The sequence below is a fragment of the Salmonella sp. 32070601201500089SM genome (genome assembly GCF_017573605.1).
GTDB classification, from domain to species: domain Bacteria; phylum Pseudomonadota; class Gammaproteobacteria; order Enterobacterales; family Enterobacteriaceae; genus Salmonella; species Salmonella enterica.
On the sequence record NZ_JAGETK010000005.1, the window covers coordinates 231,101 to 245,326 of the forward strand.

Below are 14,226 nucleotides of genomic sequence, written 5' to 3' on the forward strand. Positions count from 1 at the left end.
TTTTTATCGTTTTCCATAACAGCAACCGCACAAATACTGTTATTACATTGATCTCCTCTATGTGTAACAAATAACCACACTTAAAATGTTGTCTTTAATCAATTGTAAGTGTATGTAAAATACCACTTTAGAGTTAGTAACCTGGACAAAACTCCCTCTCTTTTCTGATTTCCGGACACGGATCACTTTTTTAAAAAATTTCATATAACGTCATGTTATCCCGAAAATTTATCTAATTTTGCGGGACACAATCAAAAAATAGATTGCTGCTTATTTGCACAGTTCCCTTTTTGCGTGATCTGTCGCCCAAATACTAAACAAAACTTATTAAGACCCTACATTTAACGTTTATGCGACATATTATTAACATCCTACAAGGAGAACAACAGCATGAGCCAAACACATAAACACGCCATTCCCGCCAACATTGCGGATCGTTGCCTGATAAATCCAGAGCAGTATGAGACTAAATATAAACAGTCTATTAACGACCCCGATACGTTTTGGGGCGAACAGGGAAAAATTCTCGATTGGATCACGCCGTACCAAAAAGTGAAAAACACCTCCTTTGCGCCAGGCAATGTGTCGATTAAATGGTACGAGGACGGCACGCTGAATCTGGCGGCGAACTGTCTTGACCGCCATTTGCAGGAAAATGGCGATCGCACCGCCATTATCTGGGAAGGCGATGACGCGTCGCAGAGTAAACATATCTCTTATCGCGAACTGCATCGCGATGTCTGCCGTTTCGCGAATACGCTGCTGGATCTGGGCATTAAAAAAGGCGATGTGGTAGCGATTTATATGCCGATGGTGCCGGAAGCGGCGGTGGCAATGTTGGCCTGCGCCCGCATCGGTGCGGTGCATTCGGTGATCTTCGGGGGCTTCTCGCCGGAAGCCGTCGCCGGACGCATTATCGACTCCAGCTCGCGGCTGGTGATCACCGCTGACGAAGGTGTACGTGCCGGACGCAGTATCCCGCTGAAAAAGAATGTCGATGACGCGCTGAAAAACCCGAATGTCACTAGCGTTGAGCATGTGATCGTCCTGAAGCGCACCGGCAGCGACATTGACTGGCAAGAAGGCCGCGACCTGTGGTGGCGCGATTTGATTGAAAAAGCCAGCCCTGAGCACCAGCCTGAAGCGATGAATGCCGAAGATCCGCTGTTTATCCTTTATACCTCCGGCTCCACCGGCAAGCCGAAAGGCGTGCTGCACACCTCCGGCGGCTATCTGGTCTACGCCGCGACCACCTTTAAGTATGTCTTTGATTATCACCCTGGCGATATTTACTGGTGTACCGCCGATGTGGGTTGGGTGACGGGGCACAGCTATCTGTTGTATGGCCCGCTGGCCTGCGGCGCGACCACCTTAATGTTTGAAGGCGTGCCGAATTGGCCAACGCCCGCTCGCATGTGCCAGGTGGTCGACAAACACCAGGTCAACATTCTTTATACCGCCCCGACGGCTATCCGCGCGCTGATGGCGGAAGGCGATAAAGCCATTGAAGGCACCGACCGTTCTTCACTGCGCATTCTGGGTTCCGTCGGCGAGCCGATCAATCCCGAAGCGTGGGAATGGTACTGGAAGAAGATCGGCAAGGAAAAATGTCCGGTCGTCGACACCTGGTGGCAGACTGAAACAGGCGGTTTTATGATCACGCCGCTACCAGGCGCTATCGAACTGAAAGCCGGTTCCGCCACCCGTCCTTTCTTTGGCGTACAGCCTGCGCTGGTGGATAACGAAGGCCATCCGCAAGAAGGCGCGACGGAAGGCAATCTGGTCATCACCGATTCCTGGCCGGGCCAGGCGCGCACTCTGTTCGGCGATCATGAACGTTTTGAGCAGACCTATTTCTCTACCTTTAAGAATATGTATTTCAGCGGCGACGGCGCTCGTCGCGATGAAGACGGCTATTACTGGATCACCGGTCGCGTGGATGACGTGTTAAACGTCTCCGGCCACCGTCTGGGTACGGCGGAAATCGAATCGGCGCTGGTGGCGCATCCGAAGATCGCCGAAGCGGCGGTGGTGGGTATTCCACACGCTATCAAAGGCCAGGCGATTTACGCTTATGTGACGCTCAACCACGGCGAGGAGCCGTCGCCAGAACTGTACGCGGAGGTGCGCAACTGGGTACGTAAAGAGATTGGCCCACTGGCGACGCCGGACGTGCTGCACTGGACCGACTCACTGCCAAAAACCCGTTCCGGCAAAATTATGCGCCGCATTTTGCGCAAAATCGCGGCGGGCGATACCAGCAATCTGGGCGATACTTCGACTCTCGCCGATCCTGGCGTGGTGGAGAAACTGCTCGAAGAGAAGCAGGCCATCGCGATGCCGTCATAACCAAAACCGTGAAATGCCCGATGGCGCGCTGCTTATCGGGCCTACAAATCCTATCCCTACCCCTCCCCTGAGCGGGAGGGAAATATAAAAACCTCCCCCAAAGGATTTCGTGTTACAGGAAGGCGGCAAGCGAGCACATCCCCAGCAGCATAGTTCACTATGTGACTGGGGCGCGCGAGTGCGGCCAACGCGCCTGTAGCGCGAAAGACGCAGGGGGACCTCTGGAGAGCTCTGTGATGAATGACCAAATTTATCAGCGGATAGAAGACAGTGCGCGTTTCAGGGAATTAGTTGAAAAACGGCAACGGTTTGCCACGATTCTGTCGGTTATCATGCTGGCGGTTTATATCAGCTTTATTTTACTGATCGCCTTCGCGCCTGGCTGGCTGGGCACGCCTCTACATGCGGGAACCAGCGTCACCCGAGGAATTCCCATTGGCGTCGGGGTGATTGTGATTTCTTTTGTGTTGACCGGAATTTATATCTGGCGGGCGAACGGCGAATTCGATCGTCTTAATAACGCCGTACTGCATGAGGTGAAAGCATTATGAAGAGAGTTCTGACGGCGCTTGCCGCCGCACTCCCCTTCGCCGCTCATGCGGCGGATGCCATTAGCGGCGCGGTTGAACGCCAGCCCACCAACTGGCAGGCGATTATCATGTTTTTGATTTTCGTCGTGTTTACGCTCGGTATTACCTACTGGGCCTCTAAACGCGTACGTTCCCGTAGCGACTACTACACCGCAGGCGGCAATATCACCGGATTCCAGAACGGCCTGGCGATTGCCGGCGACTATATGTCCGCCGCGTCATTTCTCGGCATTTCCGCGCTGGTGTTTACCTCCGGTTATGACGGGCTGATCTATTCGCTGGGCTTTCTTGTCGGCTGGCCAATCATCCTGTTTTTGATTGCCGAGCGCCTGCGTAATCTGGGACGTTATACTTTTGCTGACGTTGCCTCTTATCGCCTGAAACAGGGGCCAATCCGTATTCTTTCGGCCTGTGGCTCCCTGGTAGTGGTGGCGCTTTATCTCATCGCCCAAATGGTCGGCGCCGGTAAACTGATTGAACTGCTGTTCGGCCTCAACTATCACATCGCCGTAGTGCTGGTCGGCGTGCTGATGATGATGTACGTGCTGTTCGGCGGGATGCTGGCGACAACGTGGGTGCAAATTATCAAAGCCGTCCTGTTGCTGTTTGGCGCCAGTTTTATGGCCTTTATGGTGATGAAACACGTCGGCTTTAGCTTCAATAATCTGTTTACCGAAGCCATGGCGGTACACCCGAAAGGCACAGCGATTATGAGCCCAGGAGGGTTGGTGCAAGATCCGATTTCGGCGCTGTCGTTGGGTCTGGGACTGATGTTCGGCACCGCCGGCTTGCCGCATATTCTGATGCGTTTCTTTACGGTCAGCGATGCCCGCGAAGCGCGCAAGAGCGTGTTCTATGCCACCGGTTTTATGGGCTATTTCTACATTCTGACCTTTATTATCGGCTTCGGCGCTATCATGCTGGTGGGGGCGAATCCCGCCTATAAAGATGCGGCGGGCGCGCTGATTGGCGGCAATAACATGGCGGCGGTGCATCTGGCCAACGCGGTAGGCGGCAACCTGTTCCTCGGCTTTATTTCGGCAGTGGCGTTTGCCACCATTCTGGCGGTGGTCGCCGGTCTGACGCTGGCGGGCGCATCGGCGGTGTCGCATGATTTGTACGCCAACGTGTTCCGCAAAGGCGCAACCGAACGTGAAGAGCTGAAGGTGTCGAAAATCACCGTCCTGGTGCTGGGCGTGATCGCCATTATCCTCGGCGTTCTGTTTGAAAATCAAAACATCGCCTTTATGGTGGGCCTGGCGTTTGCTATCGCCGCGAGCTGCAACTTCCCCATCATTCTGCTTTCCATGTACTGGTCAAAACTGACCACGCGCGGCGCTATGCTGGGCGGCTGGTTAGGTTTACTGACAGCGGTGGTGCTGATGATTCTTGGCCCTACTATTTGGGTGCAGATCCTCGGCCACGAAAAAGCGATCTTCCCGTATGAGTATCCGGCGCTGTTCTCTATCAGCGTGGCGTTCCTGGGGATCTGGTTCTTCTCGGCCACCGATAACTCGGCAGAAGGCAACCGTGAACGTGAGCAGTTCCGCGCTCAGTTTATCCGCTCCCAAACGGGATTCGGCGTACAACAAGGGCGTGCGCATTAATCTTACCGTTTCCTCCGGCCCTGTGGGTCGGAGGAAAATCAGAACATCACCCTCGCCACCAGCGGGGCAGCCAGTACCATCACCACGCCGGACAGCATCATTACCAGACTGGCGACGACGCCCTCCTGCTGACCAAGTTCATAGGAACGCGCCGTGCCCGCCCCATGTGACGCCGCGCCGAATCCTGCCCCTTTTGCCATGCCTTCCCGGATAGAGAGACGCAAAAATAGCGCGTCGCCGACCGCCATGCCAAACACGCCAGTGACGACCACGAACAGCGCCACCAGATCCGGCTGCCCGCCCAGGGGTTCTGCCGCCGCCAGCGCAAACGGCGTAGTCACGGAACGTACCGCCAGACTACGCTGAATCTCATCCGATAACGTGAACAGACGCGCCAGCCAAACGGAACTGGTGACTGCCACCACCGTCGCCGTCACTACGCCCGCGGTGAGCGACATCCAGTGACGTTTGATAATCGCGAGGTTATCGTACACCGGCACCGCAAAGGCAATGGTCGCCGGGCCGAGCAGCCACAATAGCCAGTGCGATTCACCAATGTAGTTTTGCCAGGAGATATGACCGAACACCAGCATTAACACCAGCAGTGCCGGCGTCAACACTAATGGCATCAACGGCAGTTTGCGAAAACGGCGATACAGACGCTTATTGGCGAAGTAAATCCCCAGTGTAATCACCAGACACAGTACGCTTAACTGAACGTTATTCACGGTTTAGCCTACTCATCTCATAGCGATACACTTTATCCACCACCCACGCCGTCGCGCCGAGTACCATTAAGGTACTGATCGCAATCACCGAGAAGATGCGCCAGCCGTCCACCAGTAATAGATGGGCATAGTTCACTACCGCCACGACGGCGGGAACAAAGAATAACAGCATCTCCGCCAGCAGCCAGCGTGCGCCTGCGCGTACCCAGCTAAGCGGAATAATCCGGCAAACGATCAGCGCCAACATAAGCACCATGCCGACCAGATTCGCGGGCAACGGCAGGTGCAGCCAGGAGACAAGATATTGGGAAAAAATGAATAAACCTGCATAGAGCAGTACCTGAACCGGTACCTGGAGTCGTTGCACAACGGCAGGCGTAACGCGGCTTATCGCCACAGCCATGAGGGAATGTCCTGAAAAATAATACGGAGCGCCAGTATAGAGAACCTCCGTCACGGGCAGAAATGAATTAAAATCATTGCAGGCATAGTCGGAAGGAATAATCATGGATATCAGAACGCTGCGTTATTTTGTCGAGGTGGTGCGCCAGCAAAGTTTCACCCGCGCAGCGGAGAAGTTATTTGTCACCCAGCCCACCATTAGCAAGATGCTGAAAAATCTTGAAGATGAGCTTAACTGTACGCTACTGATCCGCGACGGACGTAAGTTATTGCTGACCGATACCGGACGCGTGGTGTTTGAACGCGGTCTGGCGATCCTCGCTGAGTTTCGCCAGTTAGAGGCTGAGTTGAGCGATATTAACCATCTCAATAAGGGCGTGCTGCGGCTGGGTATTCCCCCGATGGTCGGCATGTTGATGGCCGGGCCAATCAGTTTGTTTCGACAACGCTACCCTGGCGTTGAACTCAAAATTTCGGAGTTTGGCGGCCTGACGGTACAGCAGGCGGTAATGAATGGCGAGCTGGATGTTGCGATGACCGCGCTCCCGGTGGAAGAAGCGAGCGGGCTGACGACGTTATCGCTGTTCAGCCATCCGCTGTGCGTGCTGGTTCCCCGTTCCGGTCAGTGGACAGCCGGCGACTCCATCGCGCCTGAAGCTCTGGCGGAGCATCCTCTTCTGATCTATAACGAAGACTTTGCCCTGAGCCGCCAGTTGATGACCTTATTTAGCCAGCATGACGTAAAACCACGGATTGCCGTGCGCAGCGGGCAATGGGATTTTCTCGCCGCCATGGTGCAAGCGGGCGTCGGCATCGCCATTTTGCCGGAGCCGATTTGTCAGCGTCTGGATAAGGCCACGCTGCGCTGGCTACCGCTGGAAAGCGATCTCCGCTGGCAGTTGGGCATGATTTGGCGAGAGGGCGTGTATCTGTCGCACAGCGCTCGGGCATGGTTAACCTGTTGCGAAGGGTTTTGGCTGAAACAACCGTAAGCCATGGGTTAAAACCCTTGCCGGATGGCGGCGCAAGCACCTTATCGGGCCTACTTGTAGGCCCGATAAGCATGGCGCCACCGGGCCACAAGGACTACTGATTTTCTATCAGTAGCGCTTCCATCAAATCCAGGTCGTGCAGCAGCTTTTGCAATGTTTCATTGCTGATTTCTCGCGTGGCGCGCAGATGATACAACTCGGCGCGCTCGGAACGCAGCGCCGCCAGACGGAAACGTCGCTCCAGGTTTTCTTCCTGTATGGAGCTTTCGACATCGTTTCGCCCATCGGCACGGCGACGCAAGTTACCAATGACACGCGAGCTTACTTCAGTAAGCAACTGATTATCGATGTTTTCTTCGGTATCCGCCGCCAGACGCTCTTCCATTTTCTGAATGGCAACAATCGCCACTTCCGCCGTCGCCGCGCGGGCGATACGCTCCTCTTTCAACTGTTGCGCATGATCGGCGACTTCCAGATGTTGCAACAGCAGCGGCAGCATGATCACGCCGACAAATAACGAGAACAGAATGACGCCAGCCGCCAGGAATACCAGTTCATAACGCGCCGGAAATCCGCTGCCATCCGGCAAAAGTAACGGTATAGAGAGCACACCAGCCAGGGTGATCGCCCCACGAACGCCAGCGAAGGAAGCAATCAGAATTTCACGCGACGTCCAGCTGGCGAACTCCATCGGTTTCTTCTTCAAAAAGCGCAGGCTGAACTTTTTCATGGTCCACAGCCAGCCGAAGCGAACCAGCATCAATGCCGCATAAATCAGCACGATATCGGTAAAGAGCATCCAGGTTTCGACATTCGGGTCAGCTTCCGCCGCCGCCAGCGAAGATTCCAGAATACCCGGCAATTGCAGTCCCAACAGCAGAAAGACCATACCGTTAAAGACAAATTCCAGCATCGCCCAGGTACTGTTCGCGCGCAAACGCATTGCCAGCGGCGCGCGGCGCATTACGCCAGAACGGGTGATGGTCATCCCGGCGGCAACCGCGGCCAGGATGCCTGAGACGCCAATATGTTCGGCAATCAGGTAAGACGCGAAGGGCAGCAGAAACAGCAGGACGATTTGCGTCGCGGGTTCATCGCCGCCCCAGCGGCTCAAAAAACGCAGCGAGCGGCCATACAGCCAACTGACCACAAAACCCGCCAGAATACCGCCGATAGCGACCTTAAAAAACTCCAGCGTCGCGCCGCCGACGGTAAAGACCATCGTCCCCATCGCCACCGCAACGGCGAATTTCAGCGATACCAGACCGGAGGCGTCGTTCATTAACGCCTCTCCCTGCAGAATGCCCATGATTTTTTTCGGGATACGCCCCTCGCCCACAATTCCGGAGAGCGCTACCGCATCGGTCGGCGACAGCACGGCGGCCAGCGCAAAGGCGGGGATCAGCGGAATGCCGGGCACCAGCCAATAAATCAGGAAGCCGATTCCCACAACCGTTACCAGGACCAGCGCCAGCGCCAGCCCGAAAATTTCTCGTCCATGCTCAAGAAATTCACGGGTCGGCGTTTTCCAGCCATCCGCAAACAGCAGCGGCGGAATAAACAGCACCAGGAAGAGTTCCGGGTCGAATTCCACATGCAAACCAAACGTCGGCCACGCCAATAGCGCGCCAATGGCGATCTGCATAAGGGGTAAAGGAAGCTGGAAGGGTAATACACGCGTAAATACCCCCGACAGCGAGACCACAAGGGTCATGATGAGTATTGTGAAGAAAATTTCCATGCGTTCCCTGTTTGCGATGTTTTTTATGATGGAGAAAGGCATCATGCCTCGGTTTCACCTTCTTCAGATTAACGCAAAAGGTAACGTGATGTGTCCTGAAAATGAAAACGGGCGACCAACGCCGCCCGTTTTTCAGAATGAAGGCAGAGCTAGATAGCCCAGCCGCCGGCATAAAAAGCGACCAGCGCGACCGCAATGACGACAGTTCCGATATTCAGCTTACGCCATTCACCGGAAACCAGACGCCCGACGACCAGCGTGGCAAAGCCGATCATAATCCCGGTAACGATGTTACAGGTCAGTACAATAAATACGGCCGTTACCAGCCCCGCCATCGCATCGACGAAATCAGCAAAATCGATTTTCGCCACGTTACTCAGCATCAGCAGACCGACATACATGAGCGCCGGGGCGGTTGCGTAGACGGGAACGAGATAAGAGAGCGGCGAAAGAAACAGGATCAGCAAAAACAGCACGCCCACGGTAATCGCCGTCAGGCCCGTTTTACCGCCCGCCGCCGTACCGGCCGCAGACTCGATATACACCGCGGCTGGCGCCGCCCCGACCAGGCCGGAGAAAACGCTACTCAGGGAGTCGGTGGTTAGCGCTTTGCCGCCATCGATAATTTGTCCGTCTTTGTCCAGCAGATTAGCCTGCCCTGCGACCGCACGGATCGTGCCGGTCGCATCAAACACCGCCGTCATCACCAGCGCCAGTACGCTTGGCAGAACGACAGGGTTTAACGCGCCCATAATATCCAGGCTGCCGATCAGCGAGTTGCCGTTTTCATCGCTCAACGAAGGCATGGCGAAAATGCCGGAAAAATGGACGTTAGGATCGAAGAGCAAACCCACAATAGAAATGCCAATAATGGTCAACAGAATGCCGCCGGGGACTTTCAGCTTTTCCAGGCCGAGAATAACAGCCAGACCCACAAGCGACATAATAACCGGGAAGGTGTCGAAGTCGCCCAGCGCGACCGGCAGGCCATCCAGCGGGTTTTTAATGACCAGGCCGACGCCGTTGGCGGCAATCAGCAACAAAAACAGGCCAATACCGATACCGGTTCCGTGGGCCACGCCCTGTGGCAAGTTACGCAAAATCCAGCTACGAATGCCGGTGGCGGAGATAATGGTAAACAGTACGCCCATCAGGAATACGGCGCCAAGCGCGACCGGGACGCTAATATGCTGCCCCAGGACCAGGCTAAACGCGGTAAACGCCGTCAACGAGATAGCACAACCGATAGCCAGCGGCAGATTCGCCCATAGCCCCATAACAATAGAGCCGACGCCTGCGACCAGGCAGGTCGCTACAAAGACGGCGGCAGGCGGGAACCCGGCTTTACCCAGCATCCCTGGCACCACGATGACGGAGTAAACCATCGCGAGAAACGTGGTTAAGCCAGCAACGACTTCCTGGCGAACGGTGCTCCCGCGTTGTGAAATTTTAAACCAGGCGTCGAGTGAACCGCCGGTACGCGCTGAAGGCGTAGACATAGAAAACATCCCCTGAGAATTTATTATTCGTCGGTATACGTGGGAGGTAATCCACTAACAGCGCAACGTTATCTCCTTGTGCTACATTTACGACAACCGGGGCGCCGCAAAAAAGCAAACGTTTAGCTCCACGTATACAAAACGGGTGGCAAAAAAAAGCAAACGATTATCCAGCGATCATCAACGCTTTTTCAACTGAACTTTGCCGCTTTTTATGCTTTTCTGCTTAGTATGCTCAATAAATCGCCAGACGATGCGCAAACGTTATCGTCCCTGCGCAATCCAGCAACAATTTTTCGCATCGCTGTTAGCAAATACGTTGCGCAATCTGCTCACAAAAACGCCATTATCCGCCGGGAATGGTAAACGGACCGCCCTGCTGAATCGCTCGCTGCCAGGCTGGACGCATTTCTACCCGCGCTTTCCATGCGTTGATATGGTCGAGATGAGCGATTCCGCCTCGGGCAAGCAGCGCAAATAGCGGGAAGCTCATCTGGATATCCGCCATACTTAACTGCTCTCCGGCAAACCAGGGGTGATTTGCCAGATGCCCGTCAATAAAGCGCGCATGGGTTTCCAGTTGCGGATTGAGGTACGCTTTTTGCGCGCCCTTACCGATAACGCCGCCCAACGTTCGCAGGCCCAATGGTACCGGCGGTTTACCCAGAGAGGTAAAGAGCAGTCTCATCAATAGCAAGGGCATGAGCGAACCTTCAGCGTAATGTAGCCAGAATCGATAGTGTTGTTTTCCCTGCGCATCCGCAGGCTTAAAGCGTCCGATATTGTCGTAAGTGTCCTGCAAATATTCCAGGATGGCGCCCGATTCCGCAATAACCATACCGTGATCTTCGATAACCGGAGACTTGCCCAGCGGATGCACTTTTTTCAATGCCGGCGGCGCCAGCATGGTCTTTTCACGCTGGTAACGCACAATCTGGTAAGGCAACGCCAGCTCTTCCAGCGCCCACAGGATGCGCTGCGAACGAGACTGATTTAAATGGTGCACCGTCAGCATGGCTGTCTCCTGTAAGGTATGCCAACTAACTATAGAAAATTATGGCAGTTGCCGTAAAAATTTCGGCTAAAAAATCAGCATTTCGCTGGCGAACAGGGCGTCGTCGCTTACACTTACAGTATCAACACAAACCGGAACCTCCACCACGTGCTCGATATGAGGGGTGTTGACGTCGGGGGAAACCCTCCTGTAATCAGCGGGATAGAGCGAAAGACAAAGACCGGAAACAAACTAAAGCGCCCTTAGCGGCGCTTTAGTTTTAGGTGAACTCAGCCCGATGGCCGAGTGCATGTTAATCATCTTCAAGCAGCCGGGCGCCCGTCCCGTGTTCGCCAAGCCTGTCGCCTGGATTTCGCAGCGGACAGTCGCTACGCGATAAACAGCCGCAGCCGATACAACCGTCCAGCTCATCGCGCAACGCCACCAGCGTATGAATACGTCGGTCTAACTCTTCGCGCCACTGCGATGAGAGCTGCTTCCACTCTTTCGCGCTTAACGTATGCCCTTCCGGCAAGATACCAAACGCGTCGCCGATAGTTGCCAGCGGGATGCCGATACGCTGGGCGATCTTGATAATCGCGACATAACGCAACACGTCACGCTTATATCGCCGTTGGTTACCGCTATTACGGATACTGGTAATTAGCCCTTTGCTTTCATAGAAGTGCAGGGCGGACACAGCAACACCGCTACGTTTCGCAACTTCCCCCGGCGTCAGTAAGGCTTTTAAACGGGGAGATTTTTTTTCCATAAATCGCTTTACCTCAAGTTAACTTGAGGAATTATACTCGCCCGCAGACAAAACGACGAATCGAATACTGTTTAAGAGGCAACAATATGTCGCATCAGCAGATAATTCAGACCCTTATCGAATGGATTGATGAACATATCGACCAACCGCTAAACATTGATGTGGTGGCAAAAAAATCGGGCTACTCCAAGTGGTATTTGCAGCGGATGTTTCGTACGGTAACGCATCAAACATTAGGCGAGTATATTCGCCAGCGCCGTCTCCTGTTGGCGGCCGTTGAGCTACGAACGACCGAGCGCCCGATTTTTGATATCGCGATGGACCTGGGCTATGTATCGCAGCAAACCTTCTCGCGTGTATTCCGCCGCGAGTTCGATCGCACTCCCAGCGATTACCGTCACCGCCTGTAGGGCGTCTGCCCGCGTATCGTCAGAGGCGCGGGCGTTTGTTGTAGCCAGGCGATGAATTCCTGCGGTGGTAACGCCTTCGCAAAGTGCCATCCCTGACAATACTGAACGCCGCGTTTTAGCAACCAGCTAACCTGTTCAGCCGTTTCAACCCCCTCAGCAATGATTTTTAGCCGCAAACTTTGCGCCATTTCAATAATATGTTCCACAATCAAATGGCTGGCGCTATTAGTGGTTAGCGTGTCGACAAAAGATTTATCAATTTTTAAAAGGTCGACATTTAATGAGTACAGGTTATGCAAGTTCGAATAGCCGGTACCAAAGTCATCAATTGCCACCTCGTATCCCGCCTGGCGAAACGCCTGAATAATCGGCGTCATTTTAGGCACATCAATAAATCCGCGCTCGGTCACTTCAACTTTTATCTGTTGCGCAAGCACTGAATGCTGACGCGTTTTTTCATGAATCATCACAATTGGCCGGGAAGAGAGAAAATCGGCGGCAGAGAGATTGATAGAGACATAAAGATGCGGGTGCGCGGCCAGAAAACCACCTAAATCATTAAATACCTCTTCGACGACATAATCGGTGATCTGCTCAATCATCCCCTCTTTTTCCGCCAGCGGAATAAATTCGCACGGGCTCATCACCGGACCGTGATAGCCCGGCCAACGCAATAGCGCTTCGGCACCTACACATGTCCCGTTTCGGATATCAATGATCGGCTGATAATGAAGGCAAAGCTGGTGCCTGGTAATGGCCCGTTGCAGCAATCGACGCGGTGAGTAATATGCCTGCCGGGATCGTGACCACATAAATAAGATGATAATGCTACAGATGATCCCTAACGGTAGCGTTAACGTAAGCTGATGAAAGAGGTTCTGGTAAAAGCGTTGCTTTGAGGTTGAAACAATCGCGGCAACCGGTCGTTTTGCTGATTTAACCAGAGTATAAAAACGCTCACCTTGTTGGAACACAGGTTCACTCCGTCGTACCAAAGGTAATAGCTGATCAGCCTGCGCCTGTTCACTCAGGGAGAAAAAGGTGTTGGTCACCGTATCATACATTCCCCAGGCCAACGCCGGATCGTCTGACATCACCTCGCTATAAGATAAGGGATTGATAACCGCGACATAGTTTCCCTGCTGCATATATGTCATTTTATAACCGTTGAAAAAAGGCGTATCACGATAGTAATAAATAGCGATGTCAGGCTTTCGTTTATAGTCAGCGCGGGGAATAAAATAAGGACTTGTTGGCGTCATAACCGTAGAGCATAGAAAACGCTGGCCCTTAGCATAAATCAACTCATTAATGTACAAACGACCGCGGATAATATTCAGCATTCGCTGTTGATGGGCTGGCGTACAGGCTTGCCCCTGATATTGTTCAGCGGCATCGCGGGCTAAATCCGCTTGCAGGATAACCCGCTCCGTTTTATCTAATACCAACTGCGCAAATGAATGTAACTGATTTCTGGTTTCAGAGACTGCCCGGATATGAGCAAACCAGATCGCCAGCAATACAGGAAGTAACACCACAATGATCGTTCCGAGAAATCTCAACACCTTGCGTCGTGTGCTTTGACTCATTTTCAGCCTATTTCCCTGCATTATTTGTGACTATTGTTGGCAAAATAAGACGTGAACCAAACGGAGGTTTACGGTGCATGAATTTATCAATATTAGCAACAGACTTTTACCGATCAACATTTACCATTAATAACTACGCGCAATCTCTCTCGCATACCTGGCAGGACGCTAAATATTTTTGACAATATCAGATTTATACTCAAGTAAACGATGGGGTATACATCTTTACTCCTTTCTTTTGATAAATAACTTGATATTTTTATCAGGTCTGAATTTCACGAAAAAAATAAAAGAGTAGTAATAATACATCTTTGCTTTCCGGCAGTTTCTCTACGGACGCGTAGAAGTCACACAAAAAATACGGTTATAAAACGCACAAAAAATACATTGCCGATCTGGCGAACAAGCTTGTTTTTGTGATATAGTTCACAAAAACAATGAAATAGAAACAATGTTTCATTCGATGTTGATGTGACGTCCGTTGATAGCCAGAATGTCCCACGTTTCCCGGGAACAATGCCGTGCTGTCCTGGACAAAGGTCTATTCAGAGGA

12 protein-coding genes are annotated in these 14,226 nt (G+C 53.0%); 5 read left to right on the forward strand and 7 right to left on the reverse strand.

The window, feature by feature from the left end:
- Positions 1 to 390: 390 nt before the first annotated feature.
- The 3 genes from acs (at position 391) to actP (ending at position 4,546) form a co-directional block, all read left to right on the forward strand.
- Positions 391 to 2,349, forward strand: coding sequence for an acetate--CoA ligase (gene acs / locus J4728_RS10910; protein WP_208211742.1), 1,959 nt, complete (start codon positions 391 to 393; stop codon positions 2,347 to 2,349).
- Between the two features lie 236 nt (positions 2,350 to 2,585).
- The gene (locus J4728_RS10915; protein WP_000999620.1) at positions 2,586 to 2,900 is read left to right on the forward strand and encodes a DUF485 domain-containing protein; all 315 of its coding nucleotides are present in this window, start codon (positions 2,586 to 2,588) and stop codon (positions 2,898 to 2,900) included.
- Positions 2,897 to 4,546 (forward strand): cation/acetate symporter ActP, encoded by a 1,650-nt coding sequence (gene actP / locus J4728_RS10920; RefSeq protein WP_000832536.1) that lies wholly within the window; start codon positions 2,897 to 2,899, stop codon positions 4,544 to 4,546. Before J4728_RS10915 ends, actP begins: the two co-directional genes overlap by 4 nt.
- Positions 4,547 to 4,584: 38 nt before the next feature.
- Here actP and J4728_RS10925 read toward each other — a convergent pair whose 3' ends face one another.
- Both J4728_RS10925 and J4728_RS10930 read right to left on the reverse strand, forming a co-directional pair.
- On the reverse strand, positions 4,585 to 5,274 hold the full coding sequence (locus J4728_RS10925; protein ID WP_001067096.1) for an LrgB family protein: 690 nt from the start codon (positions 5,272 to 5,274) through the stop codon (positions 4,585 to 4,587).
- Positions 5,267 to 5,677 (reverse strand): CidA/LrgA family protein, encoded by a 411-nt coding sequence (locus tag J4728_RS10930; RefSeq protein WP_000257347.1) that lies wholly within the window; start codon positions 5,675 to 5,677, stop codon positions 5,267 to 5,269. Before J4728_RS10930 ends, J4728_RS10925 begins: the two co-directional genes overlap by 8 nt.
- Before the next feature lie 103 nt (positions 5,678 to 5,780).
- On the opposite strand from J4728_RS10930, the gene J4728_RS10935 reads away from it, so the two are divergent.
- The gene (locus tag J4728_RS10935) at positions 5,781 to 6,668 is read left to right on the forward strand and encodes a LysR family transcriptional regulator (RefSeq protein ID WP_208211744.1); all 888 of its coding nucleotides are present in this window, start codon (positions 5,781 to 5,783) and stop codon (positions 6,666 to 6,668) included.
- Between the two features lie 94 nt (positions 6,669 to 6,762).
- On the opposite strand, the gene J4728_RS10940 is transcribed toward J4728_RS10935, so the two are convergent.
- From J4728_RS10940 to soxR, 4 genes are all read right to left on the reverse strand, one after another.
- A complete protein-coding gene (locus J4728_RS10940) occupies positions 6,763 to 8,409 on the reverse strand; it encodes a Na+/H+ antiporter (protein ID WP_000402189.1) in 1,647 nt (548 codons plus the stop codon).
- Positions 8,410 to 8,558: 149 nt separating this feature from the next.
- Positions 8,559 to 9,908, reverse strand: a complete 1,350-nt coding sequence (ghxP, locus tag J4728_RS10945; RefSeq protein ID WP_000106901.1) for a guanine/hypoxanthine transporter GhxP — start codon at positions 9,906 to 9,908, stop codon at positions 8,559 to 8,561.
- A gap of 346 nt (positions 9,909 to 10,254) precedes the next feature.
- A complete protein-coding gene (locus tag J4728_RS10950; RefSeq protein ID WP_000958571.1) occupies positions 10,255 to 10,923 on the reverse strand; it encodes a glutathione S-transferase family protein in 669 nt (222 codons plus the stop codon).
- Positions 10,924 to 11,215: 292 nt separating this feature from the next.
- Positions 11,216 to 11,674 (reverse strand): redox-sensitive transcriptional activator SoxR, encoded by a 459-nt coding sequence (soxR, locus tag J4728_RS10955; protein WP_000412686.1) that lies wholly within the window; start codon positions 11,672 to 11,674, stop codon positions 11,216 to 11,218.
- Between the two features lie 86 nt (positions 11,675 to 11,760).
- On the opposite strand from soxR, the gene soxS reads away from it, so the two are divergent.
- Positions 11,761 to 12,084, forward strand: a complete 324-nt coding sequence (gene soxS / locus J4728_RS10960) for a superoxide response transcriptional regulator SoxS (protein ID WP_000019483.1) — start codon at positions 11,761 to 11,763, stop codon at positions 12,082 to 12,084.
- Here the strand turns inward: soxS and J4728_RS10965 are convergent.
- A complete protein-coding gene (locus J4728_RS10965; protein ID WP_208211746.1) occupies positions 12,072 to 13,673 on the reverse strand; it encodes an EAL domain-containing protein in 1,602 nt (533 codons plus the stop codon). The two genes, soxS and J4728_RS10965, sit on opposite strands and share 13 nt — an antisense overlap.
- Positions 13,674 to 14,226: the final 553 nt, after the last annotated feature.